Raw genomic sequence first — 22019 nt, 5'->3', positions numbered from 1 at the left:
GACGGGCCCCATGACGAGACGCGCGACGGGACGCACGATGAGACGCGCGACGAGAGGCTTCCCTGCTGACGCCAACGGTGCCGGCAGGCGGCAGCCGGCCTCAGCGCCCGCCCGCGCCCCCGCCCCGCTGCTCCCGGATTCCCTGCACCACCCGGGACGCCGTCTCCCGCACCGCCTCCGTCTCGGTCAGGAAGTGCCACCAGTCCGGGTGCCGCCCCTCCAGCCCCGCGACCGCGCGGTCCAACCGGGCCACCGCCTCGTCCAACGGGCCGGCGTGCCGCGGATCGGGCGTGCTGCGCCCGGCCATCGCCAGCCGCTGCGCGTCCCGGAGCGCGAAACGGGTCCGCTCGATCTCCTGCTGCCGGTCGGCCGCCACCGCGTCGAGCCGTCGCAGCCGGTCGCCGGCCGCCGACACCGCCTCGTCGGTGGAGTTCAGCAGCGCCCGCACCGTCGCCAACCGGCTGGTGGCGTCCGCCCAGCGCTGCTCCCCGCGGGCCTGCTCGCCTTCCCGGAGCGCGGCCCGGGCCCGCTCGACGGCGTCCACGGCCTGCTCCGGCACCTTCTGGAGGTCCTGCCAGCACGCCGCGCTGTATCGCCGCCGCAGCTCGCTGAGGACCGGGGCGACCTGCTGGGCACGGGTGGTGATCGCCTCCGCACGGGTGCGCAGCGACACCAGCCGCTTGTCGATCTCCGCCGCGGTCGCCGGCAGCCGCTCGGCCTCCGACCGGAGCGCCCCGGCCTGCCGTTGCACCTCCTCCGCGCGCCGGATCGTCTCCGGTACGCCGTGCTGCGCCGCCCCCTGGTTGAGCTTGGTCAACTCGGGCCCGAGCGCCGCCAACCGGGCCGCCAGGTCGTCGGCCCGCAGGCCCTGCGCCCGCACCGCGTCCAGTGCGTTGCTCGCCGCCAGCAGCGCCTGTCGGGCCTGCTCCACGGCCGGCGCGACCCGCGCCAACTGGGTCTCGGCGCTCTCCAGTAGCGGCGCGAGGCTCTGCGCGAACCAGTCCAGCTCCGACCGGACCCGCTCCAGCTCCTCGCGGGCCCGCGTCAGATCCGCCCGCGCCCGCGCCAGCGCGGCGCCGTCGATGTCGTCCCGGTCGAGATCATGGGAGTCGACCGCGGTGATGTACCCCTGGCTGACCTGGTCGATCCGCGCCCCGAAGCTCTGGTACTCGGCCGCGGCCTGCCGGCCCCGCGGCGAGTTGTCGACGGCGGTGACCGTCTCCACCGAGATCCGCAGGTCACGGTGGGCGGTGTCGAGGTCGTAGAACGCGGCCGCCGCGGCGTCCTTGGCGGCCTGCGCATCGGCCCGCTGGCTCTCCCCGCGTCCCCCGAACCAACGCCGGGTGCCGCCCCCGGCGAACGCCATCGGTGCCACCGCCACCAGCAGCGGCAGCGGCAACAGCACGAGCCCCGCCAACTCCCGGGCCGTCTGCCGGACCTGGCTCCCGCGGGTGCGACGGCGGTCCCGCCGCCCGGACGGCCGCGACCACGGCTCCATGTGTGTCCCCGTCACATCCCTCTCCCGATCGGATCGCCCCAGGACCGGCTGACATTCTCCCACCCACCCGAACGAACATCCCGCCCGCAGAGTTCGCGCCCACCCACCACACCCGCTGCCGCACGGCCGGGTTTGCAGGTCCGCCCCTGCGGCAAGGTAGTCTGTCGGCTCGTCCAGGGCGCATAGCTCAGCGGTAGAGCGCTGCTCTTACAAAGCAGATGTCGGCGGTTCAAATCCGTCTGTGCCCACCAGTGCCATCGGCACCGACGTCATCGAGGCCCAGGCCCCCATGGGGAGCCTGGGCCTTCGTCTTTCCTGCGCCCGCCGCGTGGCGCCCTCCTCCGGGCCGGCCTCGCGAGCCCGCCGATCGGTCGATCAGGGGCCGTGCGCTTTCAAGATCCGCGCGTTTCCATGGGCCGTGCGCTTTCAGGATCCGTACGGCCCCGAGATCCATGCGTCGTCGAGGTCTGCATCTGCGTGCCTTCGGGCCCCGCGGAGCCTCAATGCTCGCGAGGCTTCAACTTCCTTGTGATGGCGTCCTGTTGGGCTTCGGGTGTGCGCGGGGCCGGCGGGCGTTCCGGTTCCGGGAGGGGGTGAAATGGGTGGATTGATCCTTGGGGGTTCCTGTCTGTATGTGTATCGTGGAGCGCAAGACTTGAACTTTCAAGTAAATTGCTTGGGAGTAGTTAGCGCGACGGTCCGCATGGGCGGTCCGTCGGACGGTTCGGATGGAATGAGCGTTTGTCATGACAACCCCCCACAGTGCGTCCGCGGCCGAGCCTGGCGGCGTCGCGGTGCGGCATGCCCCTTCTCCGCACGGCTATGACGTCGGGCTGCTGGTGCTGCGACTGGTCCTCGGGCTGACCATGGCTGCGCACGGGACGCAGAAGCTGTTCGGCTGGTTCGGCGGAGGCGGGCTGGACGGCACCGCGAAGTTCTTCACGGCGAGCGGCTACCCGTCGGGCAGGGTGATGGCGGTGTGCGCCGGTCTCACCGAGACGCTCGGCGGGCTCGGGCTGGTGCTCGGGCTGCTGACGCCGCTGGCCGCCGCGGCGGTGGTCGGCACGATGATCAATGCGCTGGCGGTGAAGTGGGGCGGCGGCTTCTTCGCGCCCGAGGGTGTGGAGTACGAGCTGCTGCTCGTCACCGGGGCGGCCGCGCTGGCGCTGACCGGGCCCGGCCGCTACGCCGTCGACCGCTTCCTGCCCGTACTGCGCGCGCACCGGCTGGTGTACGGCGCGGGCGCGCTCGTCCTGGCCGTGGTGTTCGCGGCGGTCGTGTTGGTGCTCCGCAAGTGAGGTCCGGGCCTCCAGGAGTCGGGGGCCCGGCCGCGGCGGTGGTGCAGGAGCGGGGAACGAGTTGAGGGAAGATCGGAGGGCCGATGTCCGTACGGCGGCTCAATCATGCGGTGTTGTACATCCGTGAGGTGGCGCGGTCGGTGGCGTTCTACACCGAGGTGCTCGGGTTCACGGTGGACGGGGAGATTCCCGGGCGGGCGGCCTTTCTGAGCGCGCCCGGTTCGCAGAACGACCACGATCTGGGGTTGTTCGCGGTGGGGCGGGACGCGCCCGGGCCGGAGGGCGGCCGGATCGGGCTGTACCACCTGGCCTGGGAGGTCGGGACGTTGGGCGATCTGGCGGCGGTCGGGGCGCGGCTGCGGGAGCGGGGCGCGCTGGTCGGCGCCAGCGATCACCTCGTCTCCAAGTCGCTCTACGCCCGGGACCCGGACGGGAACGAGTTCGAGGTGATGTGGCGGGTGCCGAAGGAGGACTGGCCGGGGCCGGAGGACGCGGCGGCCCGGGTGCTGCCGCTCGACCTCGCCGCGGAGTTGGAGCGTTGGGGCCCCGATCTGCTGACGGGCGCGGCGGCCGGCTCGGCCACCTGAGGCGTTACGGGGGAGGACCGGCTGACCCCTTGGACGTGCCGTGGCTCTCTCCACCGGGATGGGTGGGGAGGGTCGCGGCATGTCTGTGGGTGGGGGCGCCTCCGCCGCGGCTGTCACCACCGCCCTTGGCGGGGCGACTGGTTGCCCAAGGGCGGTCGTCTCGTCGATGGCGGCAGAAGCCGGCGGGGTGGCGGTCTCGGCCGGCCGGGTGGGCGGGGGTGTGCGGGGGCCCCGGCCGACGGCGTCGACGAGGAACGCGACGACGTTCGACTGGCCGGTGGTGTCGCGCGTACGGAGAGGGCGGAAACTCCTCGTCACAGTGGTGAGGGCCGCGCCGGCCTGGGGCGAGGTCCGTCACCGGTCTGCCCGAGTGCCACGGCTCGGTTGCTCCAGCGGGCGCCGTCGAGAACCAGCCGTGCCTCTCGGGGATCGGTCGTGACGCGGGAGTCGGCCAGGTCCCGGAAGTCGTTCCACGCCCCGGGAGTCGGCGGCCGCGCCCCCGGGAGCCGGATGTGCCCGGCCCCGGGGTCATGTCCTGGTCCGTGTCAGAGCGCCAGGGATGACAGGAAGGCGTGCAGCTCCTGGTCGAAGAGCGGGGTGTTCTCCAGGTTGACCATGTGGCCGGCGCCCGGGATGCGTATGCGGCGGGCATCGGGGACCTGTAGCGCTATCGCATGGGCGTTGGTGGAGATGTCGGTGGAGTCGAGGTCGCCGTCGAGGACGGTGGTCGGCACCCGGATCTCGCCGAGGCGGTCGAACGCCCCGACCTCCTGGGGCATGCCCACGCCCACGCCGTCGGCGTGCACCTCCACGTTGGCGCACGCGGAGGCGCGCATCCGCTCCCGGAAACCGGGGTGCACCGCCGAGGGTGCGCGGTACGGCCCGTCCACCCACATCCGCAGGAAGTGCTCCACGTAGCGCTCCGCGCCGTCGGGTGCGCCGATCGCGGCGACCTGTTCCCGGATGTGCTCCAGGACGAAGGGGTCGGTGAAGGCGCGACCGCTGATCCCGGGGGAGGCGAGGAACAGGGCCGTGACCCGGTCCGGGTGGGCGAGCGCGGTGTCCAGCGCGACCCGGGAGCCGTGCGAGAGGCCGACCAGGACGGCGCGCGGTATGTCGAGCGCGTCCAACAGCGCGACCAGGTCGTCGTGGTTGGCCCAGTCGCCGGTGACCGTGGAGGAGAGGCCGTGGCCGCGGGAGTCGTAACGGACCACCCGCAGGCCGGAGTTCGCCAACCAGGCGAACTGCTCGTCCCACATGTGCTGGTCGAGCATCCCGCCGTGCATCAGTACCACCGCGGGCCCCGAGCCGGCCGTCTCGTAGAACAACTCGCCGTCGTCGACCGGCACGGTGTCGTTGTCGATCTCGGACCATGCCTGGAAGTCGTGGGTCATCGCGCAGGCCGTTCTGTGTGGGACGGGCGGTCGGTCGGACGGGCGGGCGCCGGGGGCCGGTGCCCGATTGCGGGCGGTATGGCGGCTGGTGTGGCGTCCAGGGCCGCGGCGCCCCGCTTTTCGGGATTGCCGCTTTCCTCCGGGGGAACGCGCGAACCGTCCGCCAAGTGCCGGAATTCCTCGCCGAGCCGGTCCAGGACCCGCAGCGCCGTGCGGACCTCGCCGCTCGACAGGTCGGCCAGACTGCGCCGGAGCTCCGCGGCCTCGGCGTCCTGTATGCCGCGCATCACCTCCGAGCCCTCGTCGGTGAGCCGGATCAGGGACGAGCGGCGATGCTCGGGATTGGGGGCCGTCACGACCAGGCCCAGCTCCGCCGCGTGGTTCACCCAGCGCTGCACCGGCTGTCGGTCCAGCCCCAGCGAGCGCGCCAACTGCGGGACGGTGCGCGGGCCCTGGGCGCGCAGCGCGTCGAGCAGGGCGTGCTCGCCGGCGGTCATGCCGGTGCCTTCGAGCTCGCGCTCCACCGCGCGCACGATCGTCCGGTGCAGCGGCCACAGCCGCCGGATGACGTCGTACAGCAGGTCCTCGGTCGCGCCGTGACCGCCGTCCTCGACGTGGTGACCGGTCCGGTCGCGCGGATCGCGCGGACCGGAACCCCCTTCGATGGTGCTCATGATGAACCCCCCTCATCGACACTCATGATGTCATGATGACATCCGCGATGTCGTTTCGGAAGGCGTGTGGAAAAGCGCGCGGAACCGCCGTCGGGTGCGGAACGGCGGTGCGGCGGGGCGGAGTTGGCGCGCGGGGCGGGACGCCGGCGGGGCGGCTCAGCCGTCCAGGGGGCGCGGGGCCTCGTCGTCGGTGAACGTGACGACGAGGTCGGCGCGCGGCCGGGTGGCGGCCACGAGGCGGGCGTTGGCCTCGTCGGAGGTGCGCACGAAGTCCTCGGCGTCGGTGCGCAGTCGACCGAACCGCTCGTGCCGGTCGATCAGCCGCCGCACCCGCTCCGGGCCGTCCAGCTCGATGTACCAGACCTCGTCGAGGAGTTCACGGATCCGTGCCCAGGGGTCGGAGTGCAGCAGGAGGTAGTTGCCCTCGGTGATGACGAGCGGGATGTGCGGCGCCACGGGGATGCTGCCGGCGACCGGCTCCTCCAGGCGGCGGTCGAACGCCGGGGCGTAGACGGGCGTGCCGGATTCGGGGGCGCGCAGCCGGGCCAGCAGCGAGACGTAACCGGCGGGGTCGAAGGTGTCCGGCGCGCCCTTGCGCTCCGTGCGGCCCAGGCGGCGGAGTTCCGCCTCGGCGAGGTGGAAGCCGTCCATGGGGACGAGCGCGGCCTGGCCGGTCAATTCCGCCGCCAGCCGGACGGCGAGGGTGGACTTTCCGGCGCCCGGCGGCCCGGCTATGCCGAGCAGCCGGCGCCGGCCGGGCGTCGCGGAGGCGGCGAGCCGGCGGGCACGGGCCACGAGGTCGTCGAGGTTCATGATGGGTCCATCGTGCCTGATCGGCCGGGGTGGCCGCCGGGCGGCCGACGGGACCGTACGGGCGGAACCCGGGGCGCCCGGTGTGCGGTTGGGGCATCGGTGGTGCGCCCCCCGGACCGCCCCGTTGCTGACGAGCCGTCGCCCCGTCAGCAACGGGGCGAGCCCCCGTCCGTCAGCAACGCTCCCGCGTCCTCGCCCCGCTCAGCGTTCCGCGCCCAGGCGCCACAGGGACGTGACCTCCGCGGCGCGGGCCACGTGGAGCGGGTCGGAGGTGTCGCGGGCGCGCGGGTGGCGGGGGGCGACGTCGAGCCGGTCGAGGACGGTGAGGCCGCCCTCGGCGAACGCGTCGAGCAGCGCGGCGCGCGGCCGCAGTCCGAGGTGTTCGGCCAGGTCGGAGAGGATCAACCAGCCCTCGCCGTCCGGGGGCAGATGGTCGGCCAGACCGGCCAGGAAGCCGTGCAGCATCCGGTTGCCGGGGTCGTAGACCGCGCGCTCCACGGGGGAGGTGGGCTTGGCCGGCACCCACGGGGGGTTGCAGACGACGAGCGGGGCGCGGCCGGCAGGGAAGAGGTCCGCCTCGACGATCTCCACCCGGTCCGCGACGCCCAGCCGTTCGGTGTTCTCCCGGGCGCAGGCCAGGGCGCGCGGATCCTGGTCGGTGGCCACCACCCGTCGGACGCCGCGGCGGGCCAGCACCGACGCCAGGACGCCGGTGCCGGTGCCGATGTCGAACGCCAGCTCCCGGCCGGGCAGCGGGGCCTCGGCGACCAGGTCGACGTACTCGCCGCGGGCCGGGGAGAAGACGCCGTAGTGCGGATGGATCCGGTCGCCCCCGAGGGCGGGGATCTCCACGCCCTTGCGGCGCCACTCGTCGGCGCCGATCACGCCGAGCAGTTCCCGTAGGGAGACCAGGGAGGCGGTGTCCCCGGTGGCGCCGGCGGGCAACTCGGCCTCGTCGGGGGCGCCGTAGGCCCGGGCGCACGCCTCGCGGACGTCGGGCGCCCGGTGCAGCGGTACGGCCAGCCGCGCGTCCAAGGGGATCAGCAGCATGCCCAGGATGCGGGCGCGCTGGTTCTGGGCGGCGCGGTGCAGGTGGAACGCCTGGGTGACGTCGGCCGGCGGCGCCTTGCGCGGGCGGCGGTCCACCCGGCGGGCCAGCGCGGTCAACAACTGGCGGGCGTTGTGGAAGTCGCCGCGCCACAGGAGCGCGGTGCCCTCGCAGGCGAGCCGGTAGGCGTCGTCGGCCCGGGTGCGGTCGTCCGCGAGGGCGATCCGGTGGGGCGGCCGGGCGCCGTTCTCGGAACGCCAACGGGCGGTGCGGACCTGGTCGTCCTCGGTCCATTCGACGACCGGGGGGTGGTTCACCACGGTGTGCCTCGCGTCAGTGGTTCGAAACCCGCGCCCTGGTGCCGCCGGGTGCGGCAGCGCGCCCTGGGGAGAGGGGTGGGGTGGTGATGACGTTCGACTCTACTCGGTTCCGGGGGCGGGCCCTTCGGCCCTGCTCCGCCCGTGGGCGCAGGGGCAGGATGGGGATAGCCGGGCAAATGGCGTGCAGTACGGTCAGATCGGTCGTACTCGGGCGAGACGCCCGCGTATACGGGTTCAAGGGTGGAGGCGTGTATGGGCAGCTTGCCGGTCATCGTCGGCGTGGACGGATCCCCGGACAGCGAGCGGGCGTTGCGCTGGGCGGCCGACGCGGCCCGGGCGCGGTCGGCGCCCCTACGGGTGGTGCACGTGTGGCCGTATGCCACCGCCGAGCGGGCCGCGGCCGGTGAACGGGGCGGCGACCCGGTCCTGGCCGACCTCCGGGACCGGCCCTACCTCGCGGACCTCTCGGACGTGGAGTTCCGCGGCCTGAGCGGGCTGGCCGACAACCAACTGCCCGCCCTCGGGGCCGAGGGGCAACTGCTCGTCCTGGGATCGCGGGGCCGCGGCGGCTTCACCAGTCTGCTGCTCGGCTCCAACGGGCTGGCCTGCGCCGCCCGCTCCGCCTCCCCGGTCGTGGTGGTGCCGCGGCCGGACCGCGCCGGCACCCGGCAGGGTCCGGACGGCGAGGCGGTGCCGCCGGCCGTGCGGCGGGTGACCCTCGGCGTGGACGCGTCCTCCGACGAGCCCGCCGCGATCGGCTTCGCGGTCGCCGAGGCCGCGCGGCGGGGCGCCCGCCTCCTGGTCGTCTCCGGCTACACCTGGCCGATGCTGCTGCCGCCCGCCTTCGAGTACGCGGCGGTCTACGAGGCCACACAGGAGGAGTACGAGGACGCGCTCGGCGTCCAGTTGGTGGACGCGCTCGCGCCGCACCGGGCCCGCCATCCCGAGGTCGAGGTGACCGTGCAACTGCGTGCCGAGGACGCCGCCGGGCAGTTGGTGGCGGCGTCCGTGGCGAGCGATCTGGTCGTGGTGGCCCGGCACCGGCGCCGGCTGCCGATCGGCCCGCGGCTGGGGTCGGTGGCGCACGCGGTGCTGCTGCACGCGGTCTGCCCGGTCGCCGTGGTGCCGGAGACCACCGACGAGGACGCGGCCGACGCCCCGGCCGACGACGGGGATTCCGCGGCCTGAGGCGGGCGCGGGGCGGGCGGCCGCCGGTCAGTGCGCGGCGGTCTCCCGCTCCGGGCGGCGGACGACGTAGGCGGCCACCGAGCCGGCGACGAAGAGCGCGAGGACGGAGAGGGCGGTGCTCACCCAGGAGGCGCCGAGCCACTGCCCGCCGAAGTAGCCCAGGCTCACGCTGTACGCCGCCCACAGCAGGCCGGCCAGTGCCGACCAGGGGAGGAACTCGCGCGCCGTCCGGTGGGCGACCCCGGCGCCCAGGCTGACCACGGAGCGCCCGGCGGGCGCGAAACGGGCCAGCACGACGATGGAGCCGCCGCCCCGGGTGAGCGCCGCACCCAGCCGCGCCTGGGCCGCGGACAGCCGCCGGGAGCGGCCGATGGCACGGTCGAAGCGGTCGCCGCCGCGCCAGGCCAGCCGGTAGGCGACCAGGTCGCCGAGGACCGAGGCGGTGGCGGCGCAGAGCACCAACGAGGCCATTTCGGCCAGGTGGTTGGCGCCGGAGGAGGTGACGTCGGCGGCGGTGCCGGAACCGGCGGCGGTGGTGGCCGCGGTGATCACCAGGACCCCGCTGGGCAGGATCGGGACGAAGACGTCGAGGACCACGGAGAGGCCGACGATCACGTACACCCAGGGGGTGCCGCTCAGCGACCCCAGGCTCTCCACCATCGTCTTGCTCCCGGTCCGGTCCCCGCCGCGACGTCGCTCAGGCGCGGCAGGGGCGGCACTACGGCCATACAGCGTACGCCTGGCCGAAACGGACCGGTGGGCCGGGGCGGGAAGCGGCCCGCCCCGGCCCACCGCCGGTGCCAGGAGAGCGTCAGGCGGCGCTCGGCTCCCGCGTGGTGGCCGGTTCCGGCCGCTGCTCCGGGGAGCCGAAGAAGAGCCGGTCCAGCGCCCAGGAGCCGGGGCCGGTGAAGACGATCAGCAGGAAGGCCCAGCAGAACATCGCGGCCGCCTCGCCGCCGTTCTGGATCGGCCACAGCGCGTGCGGCTGGTGCATCGTGAAGTAGGCGTAGGCCATCGAGCCGGAGCTGATGAGGGCCGCCGGGCGGGTGCCCAGGCCCAGCAACACCAGCAGGCCGCCGGCGAATTGGATGACCGCGGCGTACCAGGTGGGCCAGGCGCCGGCGGGGACGGAGTGGCCGTTGCCCGTCGCGCCACCGAGGACGCCGAAGAGCGAGGACGCCCCGTGGCAGGCGAAGAGCAGCCCGACGACGATCCGGTAGAGCGCCAGGACGTGTGGGGTCGTTCGCTGGGTGAAGGAGCTCAAGGGAGCGGACATCTGGGACTCCTGTTGTCGGGGACGAGCGGGTGCGGGGGACGACGCGCCCGCCGGAGTCTTGTAGATTAGGGGAACCTAATTAATGCTTGCAAGTTCAACATTCCGCATCAAAGGCGGAGCTATTGGTCCGAACCAATGCAGTTGTCGGGGGTGCGCGCGGTGTGGCGCCGCCCGCGCCGCCGAGTCGTGACGCGCGCCCCTTCCCGGCCGCCCGATGCGCCGGCGCGGGCTTCCTGCGGGTCGCGGGGTGCGCGCGAAGAGGCCGTCTCACCAGGGCGTGACCGCTCGCCTACAGTGAGCGCGTGCTGCTGCCGGTCAACCCCACCCTGGGGATCGTCCTCGCCGTCCTCCTCGTCGCCGCCGTGGCCGCCGCCGCGTTGGCCCGCCTCGGCCACGCCCGCGCGATCGCCCTCGCCGGCCTGCGCGCGGCCGCCCAACTCGCCGCCGTCTCCTACCTCATCGGCTGGGTCGTGCACGCCCTGCCGTGGCTGCTGTGCTTCCTGGTGCTGATGTTTGCGGTGGCGGTCCGCACGGCGGGCCGCCGGATCACCGCCAACCGCACCTGGTGGTGGGCCGCGGTGCCGATCGCCGCCGGGGTGCTGCCGGTCGTCTGGGTGCTGCTGCTCACCGGCCTGGTGCCGCCGCGCGGCCTCAGTCTGATCCCGGTCGTCGGCATCCTCATCGGCGGCGCGCTGACCGCCACCGTCCTCGGTGGACGGCGGGCGCTGGACGAACTCCGTTCGCGCCACGGGGAGTTCGAGGCGGGGCTGGCGCTCGGCCTACTGGAGCGGGAGGCGCGCATGGAGGTGGCCCGGCCGGCCGCGTCCGACGCGCTGCTGCCGGGGCTCGACCAGACCCGCACGGTGGGCCTGGTGACCCTCCCCGGGGCGTTCGTCGGCATGCTGTTGGGCGGCGCCTCGCCCGTACAGGCCGGCGCCGTGCAACTCTTCGTCCTGGTCGCGCTGTTGGCCGTGCAGGCGGTGTCCTGCGCGGTGGTCCTGGAGCTGATAGCCCGCGGGCTGCTCCACCGGGCGCCGACGGACGGCTGACCGGGCGCGCACGCCGGGGTGCGCGCCCCTGGGGCGCCTCAGCCTGTGATGCGCACCGCGATGCCGCCGTCCACCAGGGCCTCGATGCGGATCTGGGTCAGGTCGCGGACGTGCGCGGTGGGCGCGAACCGGGCGGCGCGGTCGCCGACCCCGACGACCCGCATGCCGGCGGCCCGGCCGGCCTCGATGCCCGCCTCGGAGTCCTCGAAGACCAGGCAGTCCTCGGGCGCGAACCCCAGCTCGGCGGCGCCCTTGAGGAAGCCCTCCGGGTCCGGCTTGCTGGCGCTCACCGACTCCGCGGTGATCCGCACCTCCGGCATGGGCAGCCCGGCCGCGCCCATCCGGGCGTCGGCCAGCGCGCGGTCGGCGGAGGTGACCAGGGCGTGCGGGAGGCGGGCCAGCGCGGCCATGAAGGCGGGCGCGCCCGGCACCGGCACCACGCCCTCGGTGTCGGCGGTCTCCTGCGCCAGCATCAGGCGGTTGTCCGCCAGGTTCCGCTCCATGGGGCGGTCCGGCAGCAGCGCCGCCATCGTGGCCCAGCCCTGCCGCCCGTGGACGACCTTGAGGACGTCCTCCGCCGGCAGCCCCTGCTCGGCCGCCCAGCGCCGCCAGCAGCGCTCCACCACGGCCTCGGAGTTCACGATCGTCGAGTCCATGTCCAGCAGCAGTGCGCGGGCTATGAGCGTGGTGGTGGCCGTCATCGGCGGGCTCCTGGGCGCGGAGGGCTGGCAGCGGACTGTCAGTCGGCGGAAAAGAGAACAAGTGGCCCCGCCCGCCGGTCAGGGGGTGCGGGCGGAACCACTTTGTTTTTTCACGATACAAAGAGCTCCGGGGCGCCGACAACCGCACACCGCCCCGGAACGGCATGGCATTCGTCACGGCCCGGGGGAGATGTCCGTCCGCGGCGCCCGTCGGCCGCGCCGGACGACTCGTGCCCGACGGCCCGGGGCGCGCCTGACGACGGGCCTTCCGGCTCACGGCCGCACGGTGCGGGCCTCCAGGGACGCGCGGGTCGCCGGCCCGTAGACGCCGTCCGGATCCCCGTGCACCCCGTAGGTCTTCTGGTAACGCGCCACCGCGTCCCGTACGGCGGCGCCGTAACGGCCGTCCGCCGCCCCCGTATAGAGCGCCGTCTGCCGCAGGCGCCCCTGGAGCTCCACCACCTCCGGGCCGCTGGAGCCCTCGCGGAGCACGATCGGCCCGGTGGGCGGCACGCTGGGCGAGGTGGCGCCCGAGGGGGCCGCCACGCTGCCGGACGCCCGTACCGGAGGGGGCGGCGAGGGGATCCGCGTCCGGTAGGGGCGGGGCGTGACGCCGGGCGGCCGGCGGGAGCGCGAGGTGGCGGGGGAGGGGCGGTCGGAGGTCGGCGCGGAGGTGGCGGGGGTCGGGGCGGCCGTGGTGGGCGCGACGGAACCGCGGTCCGGGGGCGCCGCGCGGTCGCGCCCGCCCACCGGGAGCGCGACGGTGCCGAGGACGATCGCCGCGACGGCCACGGCGGCGCCGGCGCCGGCCCACACGGCGGGGCGGGGGCGGCGGGGGCCGCCCCCGGAGGGCGGTGCGGGCGCCGCGTCCTCCGGGGGCGGGCCGGAGGTGGTCGCGCCCTCCGGGGGCGCGCCTGAGGAGAGGAAGGTCCTGGAAGTCGGCCCCGTGGGGCGCGGCGCCCGGTGGACCGCGGCGTCCGGGCCCGGGAGGTCGGCCAACTCCTCCCGCCGGTCCCGCCATCCGACGGGCGGGGCACCGGCGCCGCTCTCCCGGTCACCCCCGCTTTCCCGACCTCCGCCGGCCTCCCCGCTCTCGCTATCCGGCTCGTAGGGGCGCTCCCGTAAGGAGACGTACGGGCGGATGCGCAGCGGATCGAAGTCCTCCGCCCCGATCGCCGCGCACAGACAGGTCGGCCGGCCGTCCCCGCGTACCGGGGCGAAGCAGTGCGGGCAGGTGGCTGCTGCCATCGCGAGGTCCCCTCTCTGGAGGCGTGAACCGGCAGCCGATTATTCAAGCGGTCGCCGCTCCCCGCAGGCGCTCCCCGACATCCGTCCGACGTCTCCCGGTACCGCCCGAACCGTCCCGCCGCCCCTGGGGCGGCCGCCGGACCCCGTGCCTCCCGGGCCGTCGCCCCGCCCCTCGGCGGGCCATTTCGGGCGGAACCGCCCACGATGGAGTCACGAACCGTAACGGCCACGACAGCCGCGGCCGCGACCGCCACCCGCCCGAGGACGGACACCGCTCACGCACGGGACGACCCCCGGCAAGCCCCCCACCCCCGAGGGAGAAGACGCTCATGGCGCAGGACACCGGCGCTGCGGCCGTTCCCGGTGAGGGGGACCGCTCCCGACGGACGGTCCTCGTCGCGATCGGCGCGCTGCTGCTCGGCTTGCTCATCGCGGCGCTCGACCAGACCATCGTCGCCACCGCGCTGCCCACCATCGTCAGCGACCTCGGCGGCCTGGACCACCTCTCCTGGGTGGTCACCGCCTACTTGTTGGCGTCGACGGCCGCCACGCCCCTGTGGGGCAAGTTGGGCGACCAGTACGGCCGCAAGAAGCTGTTCCAGGCCGCCATCGTGATCTTCCTGATCGGCTCGGTGCTCTGCGGCATCGCGCAGAACATGGGGGAGCTGATCGCCTTCCGCGCCCTCCAGGGACTGGGCGGCGGCGGCCTGATCGTGCTGTCCATGGCGATCGTCGGGGACATCGTGCCGCCCCGTGAACGCGGCCGCTACCAGGGGCTGTTCGGCGCCGTCTTCGGCGGCACCAGCGTCCTGGGGCCGCTGCTCGGCGGCCTCTTCGTCGACCACCTGAGCTGGCGCTGGGTCTTCTACATCAACGTCCCCATCGGCGTCGTCGCGCTCGCCGTCATCGCCGCCGTGCTGCACATCCCGGTCCGCCGCACTCCGCACCGCATCGACTACCTGGGCACCGCCCTGATCGCCGCGGTCGCCGCCTGCCTGGTCCTGATGACCTCGCTCGGCGGCGTCAGCTACCCCTGGGGCTCCTGGCAGACCGCGCTGCTCGCCGGGCTCGGCGCGGTGCTGCTCGTGGCCTTCGTGCTCGTCGAGCGCCGGGCCGCGGAACCCGTCATCCCGCTGCGGCTGTTCCGCCTGCGCACCTTCAGCCTCTGCGCGGTCATCGGCTTCGTGATCGGCTTCGCGATGTTCGGTTCGATGACGTACCTGCCGACGTTCCTCCAGGTCGTGCAGCGGGTGTCGCCGACCATGTCCGGTGTGCACATGCTGCCGATGGTGTTCGGCATGCTGCTGTCGTCCACCGCGTCCGGGCAGATCGTCTCCCGTACGGGCCGCTACAAGTTCTTCCCCGTGGCCGGCACCGCCGTGGTCACCCTCGGCCTGTTGCTGTTGCACCGGCTCGACCCGTCCAGCGGCGTCGTCCGGATGAGCGTCTACTTCTTCGTCTTCGGTTTCGGGCTCGGCCTGGTCATGCAGGTGCTGGTGCTGATCGTGCAGAACGCCGTCCCCTACCGGGACCTGGGGGTGGCCACCTCCGGCGCCACCTTCTTCCGTTCCATCGGGGCCTCGTTCGGCGTCTCCCTCTTCGGCACGATCTTCACGGGGAGGCTCGGCCCGCGGATCGCCGACGCCCTGGCCGGGCAGTCGCTCCCGCCCGGGGTGACGCCGGCGACGATCGCCCAGGACCCGCGCACCGTCGGCCAGTTGCCGCCCGCACAGGCCGCCGGGGTCCTCGGCGCGTACTCCAGCTCCATCACCGACGTCTTCCTCTACGCGGTCCCGGTCGTCCTGGTCGCCTTCGTACTGGCCTGGTTCCTCAAGGAGGAGCCGCTGCGCGGCAGCGTCACCGCTCCCGACACCAGCGAGGTGCTCTGTTCCAACCCGGTGCAGCGGTCCTCCCGGGAGGAGGTCGCCCGCGCGCTGTCCAAACTGGGCAGCATGGCGGGCCGCAAGGACATCTACGAGAAGATCACCGCCCGCGCCGGGTTGGACCTCCGGCCGGCCGCCAGTTGGCTGGTGCTGCGTATCCACCGCTACGGGTCGGTGGAGCCGGCGCTGCTCGCCGAGCGCACCCGGGTGCCGCTCGGGGTGGTCACCGAGGGCGTCCGCCAGATCGAGGAGCGCGGGCTGGCCGAGCGCGAGGGGCTGATGCTGCTGCTCACCGACGACGGCCGGGAGGTCGCGGAGCGGCTCTCCCAGGCCCGTCAGGAGTCGCTGGCGGAGCTGCTGGGCGACTGGTGGACCAAGGACCGGCCCACCGACCTCACCGAACTCGTCCAGGAGCTCACGGCGGAGCTGTGCGGCTCGGACGAGGAGGAGCCGTACGACGGCGACGCCCGCCAGCCGGTGCCGCGGAACCCGGGCCGCGCGCGGTCGCCGCGGCCGCCGGACCTCACCAAGTAGGCTGCGGCGCCGTCCCGTTGGGCGGCTCGCCGGCCGCCGTGGCCGTCAGCCGCTTCTCGAAGTAGACCTCGGCGTAAGGGTCGTCGAAGTGGTACGGGGCGATCTCCGCGTAGCCGTGCCGGCGGTAGAGGGCGACGGCCTCGGTCAGGTCCAGCCGGGTGTCCAGTCGGATGCGCTCGGCGCCCAGCCGCGCCGCGGTCGCCTCCACGGCGCGCATCAGCGCGCCCGCCGCGCCCCGCCCGCGGCTGCCGGGCCGCACGAACACCTGCTTCAGCTCGGCCGTCCCGGCGTCCAGCAGCCGCACCCCGGCGCACCCGGCGGGCGCCCCGTCGCGCCGCGCCACCAGCAACTCCCCGCGCGGCGGCGCCAGATCGCCGAGCGGATAGCCCGCGACGCCCTCGTCGATCTCCTGGGGCGTCGAGCGGCGCCCCTCGTGGAGCAGATAGTAGCGGTCGGCCACGTCGGTGTAGTACTCCCGCAGCAGCTCGCGCGCCACCGGCGAACCGGCCGGCTCGGCGACGATCGTCCAGGGGCGGGCGGCGGAGTCGCGCATGCGTCATTCTCCCGGCGCCGGGGCGGCGATCCGCAAGTGCATTTCCCGGTGGGCCGGGCCGTAGCGGGCGCCGGTGCGGCCGCCCAACGTCGCGGCCGGCCACCGGTGTTGCTTCCGGGGGCCGGCCGCGGCATACGGGAGGAGAGCTCAGGCGCTCTTGGGCGCCGCCTGCTGCACGACCTCGAAGGACCACAGCGTCGAGCCGCTCGCGGCCGGCTTGGGGCGCTCGCCGCCCTCGCCGCCGTGCTGGTGGGCGGCCTTCATCGGGCCCTCCATCCACGCCTGGAACGACTCCTCGTCGCGCCACCGGGTGTAGACGAGGTACTGGTCGGTGCCCTCGACGGGGCGCAGCAGCTCGAACCACTCGAAGCCGTCCGCGGAGTCCACCGTCCCGGCACGGGAGGCGAAGCGCTTCTCCAGGACCTCCCGCTGCTCGGCGGGGACGGTCAGCACATTGATCTTGACGATGCTGGGCACGTGACACCTTTCACAAACCGGCGCCTCACCGGCGCCGTAATCGACCGGGTGCGTGCAGTCTCCTACATCGGCCGGTCAAGGCGTCGTGAGGGCGGCGCCCGGGTCGGCCGGGGGAGGGCCGGAGGGAACGCGGAACGGCCGGGCGCCGAGACCTTCGAGAAGGTCCCGGCGCCCGGCCGTCGTCGAGGTGTGGGGCGGGTCAGCGGGCCGCGGCGGTGCCGGTCAGCCGGCGGGCCTCGGCCTCGGTCTCCACCGCCGGCGGGGAACCGGGCAGCGGCTTGCCGGCGCTCTCGGACATCAGCAGGACCGCGATGCCGCCGATCACGGCGGCCGCCATCATGTAGTAGGCGGGCATCATCTTGTTGCCGGTCGCGCCGATGAGGGCGGTGACCACCAGCGGCGTGGTGCCGCCGAAGATCGAGACCGAGAGGTTGAAGCCGATCGACAGCGAGCCGTAGCGCACCTTGGTCGGGAAGAGCGCGGGCAGCGCCGAGGGCATCGAGGCGGTGAAGCACACCAGCAGCAGCCCGAGCGCGCCGAGGCCGAGCGCGATGGCGGCCAGCGAGCCCTGCCGGATCAGCAGCAGCGCCGGCACCGACAGCACCAGGAAGCCCACGCAGCCGGCGCCGATCACCGGGCGGCGACCGAACCGGTCGGAGAGCTTGCCCACGAACGGCTGGACGCACATCATCGCGACCATGACGCCCAGGATCACCAACAGGCCGTGCGTCTCGTCGTACTTCAGCTCCGAGGTGAGGTAACTCGGCATGTACGACAGCAGCATGTAGTCGGTGACGTTGAAGACCAGGACCAGGCCGACGCAGAGCAGCATCGCGCGCCACTGACCGAAGATCATCTCGCGGATGCCGATCTTCTTCTCGGCCTGGCGGCGCTCCTTCTCCTTGGCGTGCGCCTCCTTCTCCAACTGGGCGAAGGCCGGGGTCTCTTCGAGCCGCATCCGCAGGTACAGGCCGATGAGGCCCATCGGGCCGGCGATCAGGAACGGGATCCGCCAACCCCAGGAGTGCAGGTCGTCGGTGGACAGCAGCGCGGTCATCAGCGTGACCAGGCCGGCGCCGCCGACGTAGCCGGCGAGGGTGCCGAACTCCAGCCAGCTACCGAGGAATCCGCGCTTCTTGTCGGGCGCGTACTCGGCGATGAAGGTGGAGGCGCCGCCGTACTCGCCGCCGGTGGAGAAGCCCTGCACCAGGCGGGCGACGAGCAGCAGGATCGGCGCGCCGACGCCGATCGCGTCGTACGAGGGGATCAGGCCGATGGCGAAGGTCCCGACGGCCATCATGATCATGGTGATGGCGAGGACCTTCTGGCGGCCGATGCGGTCGCCGAGCGGGCCGAAGAACATCCCGCCGATCGGGCGCACCAGGAAGGCCGCGGCGAAGGCGCCGAAGGTCGACAGCAACTGCGTGGTCGAGTTCCCGGACGCGAAGAAGACGTGGCCCAGGGTGACCGCGAGGTAGCTGTAGACGCCGAAGTCGAACCACTCCATCGCATTGCCGAGGGCTGCCGCCGACACCGCGCGCTTCACCATCGCGGGGTCGACGACGGTGACCTCGCCCGGTATCTGCTGGGGTGCCTCCTGCTGCGGCGGGGAGGCGGCGTCGGTCTTCTTGCCGACGCCGGTAGGGGACCCGGGTGCGAGGGGGGACTGCGTCGGCACGTGTTTGCTCGCCTGCGCTCTCTGGGACGACTACAAGGACTGCCCCGCCATGGCCTGACGGCGCAAAGGACGACCATACGGGCAGACCGGGTCATCACGGACAGTGCGCGATCGAATGCGCAGCCACTCGCCTACCCGCTCCTCGCTGGGTAAACATGCATCCGCTCACTATTTTTGCGGGGGTCGGTTTGTGATCCATCTCGCGGGGATTGGCCGCAACCGGGGCGGCATCGTGGTGTGGGTCACAGGGAATTGGGAGGTCCGTTGCGCGTTCGGGCGTTCGCATACGGAAACGGCGCGGCGGTGTAGGAGTCACCGCCGCGCCGAGGGATCGTCGCGTTCCTCCAGGATCGGCGAGCGGGCAGCACCGCGCCAGTCGGGCGGACGCGATGGTGCCCGCCCTACGGGAGCCACGCCCCGCTACGGCATCCACGCCTCGTAGGACATCACCTCTCCCGCGGTGATCCGGAAGTCGGGCAGGTTCTCGGTGAAGGTGATCTCCGTGCCGAGGAGTTGGCCGGTGCGCGGATCGAAGATCACCATCTGGCGGGTGGCGTCCGCGGCGTCGGTGGCGCCGTCCATGCCGTCGTGCACGAACGCCAGCCCGCGCCGGCCCAGGCGGTCGGTGACCGCGCCGGCCGGCCGCAGGCCCCCGGTGTCCGCCAACACCCGCACGATCGCGGCGGTCTCCCGCGGCCCCGGCGTCCACTCCTGACGGAACGCGGACAGCGCCATCAGCAGCCGCGGCACGGCCGCCGCGCTCTCGTCGTCGGCGCCGTCCGCGCCGTAGAGCGAAGTCAGCAGCGCGCGCAGCGCCTTGGGGTCGGTGGGCGGCCTCGTCCGGGCGGCCAGGCCGCCGTGGTCCGCGCCGGAACCGGGCGGATAGGTCGCGCGGTGCAACACCTTCCCGTCGCTGACGGTCCGCCAGCGGCCGCCGGCGTCGTCGTGGATGACCGGCCGGCCCGGGTGCAGCGGGTCGGTGGCGACGACCAGTTCGGAGCCGCTGCCGTCGGCGTTCCACCGGGTGATCCGCTCCTCCGGCACGGTCACCGGGGGCGTCGTGTCCGGGCCGGTCCCCATGGACAGGCTCCAGCTCTGCAGATGACTGCCGCGCCGCGGCCCGTCCCCGGGGTCGGCGGCCTCGGCCCGCTCCTCGGCGAGGCGGGCCAGCGCGTCCAACGAGGGGGCCGCGCCGCCCGCGCGCGGGACCAGCGCCGCCGGCGCCGCGACGGCCCGGCCGCTGCCGGCGTCGGTGAGCAGGAAGGCGAGCGCCGCGACCAGCGCCAGCACCGCCGCCTCGGCGCGCCACACCAGGCGCCGCCGGGCCCGCCGGGTGCGGGCGCCGTGCAGCAGCCGGTTCAGCGCGCGCTCCGCGGTGGCGTCCAACGGGCGGTCCCGCCACCGCCCTTCGCCGGCCGGCACCGGGTTCGCCGCGCGCAGCAGCTCAAGTTCCTCACTCATGGCCGTCGCCTCCTCCTCGTACGGACACCGCGGTCCGGGTGCGGTCGATCTCCGTGCGAAGGCGGCGCCGGGCCCGGTGCAGCCGCATGGCCGCCGCGCTCCGGCCGCAGCCGAGGGCCACCGCCAGCTCCTCGACGCCCAGTTCCTCCCAGGCCGTCAGCCGCAACACCTCCTGGTCGGCGGCCGAGAGCCGGTCCAGCGCCTCGTGCACCCAGGAGCCGGGCCGCTCGGCGTCCGGGCTCGCCACCGTCTGCCGGCCGTGCGCCGCCTCGTGGTTGCCCAGCCGGCGCAGCAGCCGCCGGTAACGGCCCATCCCACGCACCGTATTGGCCAGGCAGTTCCTGGCCACCCCGTACAGCCAGGGCAGCGGCGGATCGGGAAGCTCGGCCCGCCGCCGCCACGCTATGGAGAAGACGTCCGCCACCACCTCCTCGACCTCGTGTGCCGGGGCGTCCAACCGCCGCGCCACGAAGCGGCTGACCGCCCAGTAGTGCGCGCGATAGGCCTCGGCGAAGGCGTCGTCCGTGCTCATGAAACCCCTGTGTCCGGCAACGCCCCGATCTTCACACCCCACCCACGTGACCCATCCCACCCGCCCCACCGGCCGGTTCGGGCCCGCCGGCAGTGACGATCCACAGGCCGCCGGACACCAACGGAGCATGAAGCTCCCCGCAATGTCGTCCCCGGCGACCGGGCCCGCGGCGCGGCGGCCCGCCGCCGCCCGGCCCGCCGCGCCGCGGAACCCGGTGAAGTGGTTGACGACCACCGACCACAAGACCATCGGCACGCTCTACCTGGTCACCGCCTTCGCCTTCTTCTGCGTCGGCGGCCTGCTGGCCCTGCTGATGCGCGCCGAACTGGCCCGGCCCGGACACCAGTTGATGTCCAACGAGCAGTTCAACCAGGCGTTCACGATGCACGGCACGATCATGCTGCTGATGTTCGCGACGCCGCTGTTCGCCGGCTTCGCCAACTGGATCATGCCGCTGCAGATCGGCGCGCCCGACGTCGCCTTCCCCCGGCTGAACATGCTCGCCTACTGGTTCTACCTCTTCGGCTCGCTGATCGCGGTCGCCGGCTTCCTCACGCCCCAAGGGGCCGCGGACTTCGGCTGGTTCGGGTACGTGCCGCTCTCCGACGCCGTCCACTCCCCGGGGGCCGGCGCCGACATGTGGATCATGGGGTTGGCGTTCTCCGGCTTCGGCGCGATCCTCGGCTCGGTCAACTTCATCACCACCATCGTCTGCATGCGCGCCCCCGGCATGACGATGTTCCGGATGCCGATCTTCACCTGGAACGTGCTGCTGACCGGTGTGCTGGTCCTGCTCGCCTTCCCGGTGCTGGCCGCCGCGCTGTTCGCCCTGGAGGCGGACCGTAAATTCGGTGCCCACGTCTTCGACGCGGCCTATGGCGGCGCACTGCTCTGGCAGCACCTCTTCTGGTTCTTCGGCCATCCGGAGGTGTACATCATCGCCCTGCCGTTCTTCGGCATCGTTTCCGAGGTCATTCCGGTCTTCTCCCGGAAGCCGATGTTCGGTTACGTCGGCCTGATCGCCGCGACGATTTCCATCGCCGGCCTTTCGGTGACGGTGTGGGCGCACCACATGTATGTCACCGGTGGGGTGCTCCTGCCGTTCTTCTCCTTCATGACGTTCCTCATCGCCGTGCCGACCGGGGTGAAGTTCTTCAACTGGATCGGCACGATGTGGAAGGGCTCGCTCTCCTTCGAGACGCCGATGCTCTGGGCCATCGGCTTCCTGATCACCTTCGTCTTCGGCGGGTTGACCGGCGTGATCCTGGCGTCGCCGCCGATGGACTTCCACATCTCCGACTCGTACTTCGTGGTGGCCCACTTCCACTACGTGGTCTTCGGCACCGTCGTCTTCGCGATGTTCGCCGGATTCCACTTCTGGTGGCCGAAGTTCACCGGCAAGATGCTCGACGAGCGCCTCGGGAAAATCACCTTCTGGACGCTGTTCATCGGCTTCCACGGCACGTTCCTGGTCCAGCACTGGCTGGGCGCCGAGGGCATGATGCGCCGCATTCCCGACTATCTCGCCGCCGACGGATTCACCACCCTGAACACCGTCTCGTCCATCTTCTCGTTCCTGCTCGGCCTGTCGATCCTGCCGTTCCTCTACAACATCTGGAAGACCGCCAAATACGGCGAGAAGATCGAGGTGGACGACCCCTGGGGGTACGGCCGTTCGCTGGAGTGGGCCACCTCCTGCCCGCCCCCGCGGCACAACTTCCGCAGCCTGCCGCGCATCCGTACCGAATCCCCGGCGTTCGACCTGCACCACCCGGACATCGCGGCCGCGATCGAGGCATGAGGGGTC

20 protein-coding genes and 1 tRNA gene are annotated in these 22019 nt (G+C 73.3%); 7 read left to right on the top strand and 14 right to left on the bottom strand.

What is annotated here, in order from left to right; translation table 11 throughout:
• Nucleotides 1-100 precede the first annotated feature (100 nt).
• Nucleotides 101-1513, bottom strand: coding sequence for a hypothetical protein (locus ACIQU6_RS09910; protein ID WP_403481136.1), 1413 nt, complete (start codon nucleotides 1511-1513; stop codon nucleotides 101-103).
• A gap of 161 nt (nucleotides 1514-1674) precedes the next feature.
• Between ACIQU6_RS09910 and ACIQU6_RS09905 the strand changes: the two genes are divergently transcribed.
• The 3 genes from ACIQU6_RS09905 (at nucleotide 1675) to ACIQU6_RS09895 (ending at nucleotide 3383) form a co-directional block, all read left to right on the top strand.
• Nucleotides 1675-1749: transfer RNA gene (locus ACIQU6_RS09905), tRNA-Val, on the top strand.
• Between the two features lie 495 nt (nucleotides 1750-2244).
• On the top strand, nucleotides 2245-2796 hold the full coding sequence (locus tag ACIQU6_RS09900) for a DoxX family protein (RefSeq protein WP_403481135.1): 552 nt from the start codon (nucleotides 2245-2247) through the stop codon (nucleotides 2794-2796).
• A gap of 83 nt (nucleotides 2797-2879) precedes the next feature.
• Nucleotides 2880-3383 (top strand): VOC family protein, encoded by a 504-nt coding sequence (locus tag ACIQU6_RS09895; RefSeq protein WP_403481134.1) that lies wholly within the window; start codon nucleotides 2880-2882, stop codon nucleotides 3381-3383.
• A 545-nt stretch (nucleotides 3384-3928) separates the two neighbouring features.
• Here the strand turns inward: ACIQU6_RS09895 and ACIQU6_RS09890 are convergent.
• From ACIQU6_RS09890 to ACIQU6_RS09875, 4 genes are all read right to left on the bottom strand, one after another.
• Complete coding sequence (locus ACIQU6_RS09890) at nucleotides 3929-4777, bottom strand: alpha/beta fold hydrolase (protein WP_403481133.1); 849 nt, start codon at nucleotides 4775-4777, stop codon at nucleotides 3929-3931.
• A complete protein-coding gene (locus ACIQU6_RS09885; protein ID WP_403481132.1) occupies nucleotides 4774-5451 on the bottom strand; it encodes a MarR family winged helix-turn-helix transcriptional regulator in 678 nt (225 codons plus the stop codon). The genes ACIQU6_RS09890 and ACIQU6_RS09885 overlap by 4 nt, the downstream gene beginning before the upstream one ends.
• A 156-nt stretch (nucleotides 5452-5607) precedes the next feature.
• On the bottom strand, nucleotides 5608-6264 hold the full coding sequence (locus ACIQU6_RS09880) for a nucleoside/nucleotide kinase family protein (RefSeq protein ID WP_403481131.1): 657 nt from the start codon (nucleotides 6262-6264) through the stop codon (nucleotides 5608-5610).
• A gap of 201 nt (nucleotides 6265-6465) precedes the next feature.
• Nucleotides 6466-7629: a methyltransferase gene (locus ACIQU6_RS09875; RefSeq protein ID WP_403481130.1), complete on the bottom strand. Its 1164-nt coding sequence runs from the start codon at nucleotides 7627-7629 to the stop codon at nucleotides 6466-6468.
• Nucleotides 7630-7884: 255 nt separating this feature from the next.
• On the opposite strand from ACIQU6_RS09875, the gene ACIQU6_RS09870 reads away from it, so the two are divergent.
• Nucleotides 7885-8820 carry a universal stress protein gene (locus ACIQU6_RS09870; RefSeq protein ID WP_403481129.1) on the top strand — a complete coding sequence of 312 codons (936 nt, stop codon included), beginning with the start codon at nucleotides 7885-7887 and terminating at the stop codon, nucleotides 8818-8820.
• Nucleotides 8821-8847: 27 nt separating this feature from the next.
• On the opposite strand, the gene ACIQU6_RS09865 is transcribed toward ACIQU6_RS09870, so the two are convergent.
• Nucleotides 8848-9480, bottom strand: a complete 633-nt coding sequence (locus ACIQU6_RS09865; protein ID WP_403481128.1) for a DedA family protein — start codon at nucleotides 9478-9480, stop codon at nucleotides 8848-8850.
• 151 nt (nucleotides 9481-9631) lie between these two features.
• On the bottom strand, nucleotides 9632-10096 hold the full coding sequence (locus tag ACIQU6_RS09860) for a DoxX family protein (protein WP_403481127.1): 465 nt from the start codon (nucleotides 10094-10096) through the stop codon (nucleotides 9632-9634).
• 302 nt (nucleotides 10097-10398) lie between these two features.
• On the opposite strand from ACIQU6_RS09860, the gene ACIQU6_RS09855 reads away from it, so the two are divergent.
• Nucleotides 10399-11145, top strand: coding sequence for an ABC transporter permease (locus tag ACIQU6_RS09855; RefSeq protein ID WP_403481126.1), 747 nt, complete (start codon nucleotides 10399-10401; stop codon nucleotides 11143-11145).
• Between the two features lie 38 nt (nucleotides 11146-11183).
• Here ACIQU6_RS09855 and ACIQU6_RS09850 read toward each other — a convergent pair whose 3' ends face one another.
• Complete coding sequence (locus ACIQU6_RS09850) at nucleotides 11184-11846, bottom strand: HAD-IA family hydrolase (protein WP_403481125.1); 663 nt, start codon at nucleotides 11844-11846, stop codon at nucleotides 11184-11186.
• Between the two features lie 273 nt (nucleotides 11847-12119).
• Entirely contained in the window at nucleotides 12120-13094 is a 975-nt protein-coding gene (locus ACIQU6_RS09845; protein ID WP_403481124.1) for a peptidoglycan-binding protein, read from the bottom strand.
• A gap of 329 nt (nucleotides 13095-13423) precedes the next feature.
• Here ACIQU6_RS09845 and ACIQU6_RS09840 point away from each other — a divergent pair, with 329 nt between their 5' ends.
• Nucleotides 13424-15511, top strand: a complete 2088-nt coding sequence (locus tag ACIQU6_RS09840; RefSeq protein WP_403481123.1) for an MFS transporter — start codon at nucleotides 13424-13426, stop codon at nucleotides 15509-15511.
• Here ACIQU6_RS09840 and ACIQU6_RS09835 read toward each other — a convergent pair.
• From ACIQU6_RS09835 to ACIQU6_RS09815, 5 genes are all read right to left on the bottom strand, one after another.
• A complete protein-coding gene (locus ACIQU6_RS09835; RefSeq protein ID WP_403481122.1) occupies nucleotides 15501-16064 on the bottom strand; it encodes a GNAT family N-acetyltransferase in 564 nt (187 codons plus the stop codon). The two genes, ACIQU6_RS09840 and ACIQU6_RS09835, sit on opposite strands and share 11 nt — an antisense overlap.
• A gap of 147 nt (nucleotides 16065-16211) precedes the next feature.
• Nucleotides 16212-16541 carry an antibiotic biosynthesis monooxygenase gene (locus tag ACIQU6_RS09830; RefSeq protein WP_274915910.1) on the bottom strand — a complete coding sequence of 110 codons (330 nt, stop codon included), beginning with the start codon at nucleotides 16539-16541 and terminating at the stop codon, nucleotides 16212-16214.
• Between the two features lie 199 nt (nucleotides 16542-16740).
• Nucleotides 16741-18219 (bottom strand): glycine betaine/L-proline transporter ProP, encoded by a 1479-nt coding sequence (proP, locus tag ACIQU6_RS09825; protein WP_403481121.1) that lies wholly within the window; start codon nucleotides 18217-18219, stop codon nucleotides 16741-16743.
• Nucleotides 18220-18639: 420 nt separating this feature from the next.
• On the bottom strand, nucleotides 18640-19680 hold the full coding sequence (locus tag ACIQU6_RS09820; RefSeq protein WP_403481120.1) for a CU044_5270 family protein: 1041 nt from the start codon (nucleotides 19678-19680) through the stop codon (nucleotides 18640-18642).
• A complete protein-coding gene (locus ACIQU6_RS09815) occupies nucleotides 19673-20212 on the bottom strand; it encodes an RNA polymerase sigma factor (RefSeq protein WP_403481119.1) in 540 nt (179 codons plus the stop codon). The genes ACIQU6_RS09820 and ACIQU6_RS09815 overlap by 8 nt, the downstream gene beginning before the upstream one ends.
• Nucleotides 20213-20339: 127 nt before the next feature.
• On the opposite strand from ACIQU6_RS09815, the gene ctaD reads away from it, so the two are divergent.
• Nucleotides 20340-22013 (top strand): cytochrome c oxidase subunit I, encoded by a 1674-nt coding sequence (ctaD, locus tag ACIQU6_RS09810; RefSeq protein WP_403481118.1) that lies wholly within the window; start codon nucleotides 20340-20342, stop codon nucleotides 22011-22013.
• The last annotated feature ends 6 nt before the right edge of the window (nucleotides 22014-22019 follow it).

The organism is Streptomyces sp. NPDC090442 (assembly GCF_044769405.1).
Taxonomy (GTDB): domain Bacteria; phylum Actinomycetota; class Actinomycetes; order Streptomycetales; family Streptomycetaceae; genus Streptomyces.
The sequence above is the reverse complement of the archived record's forward strand: the minus strand, read 5'-3'. Positions and strand labels throughout refer to the sequence as shown.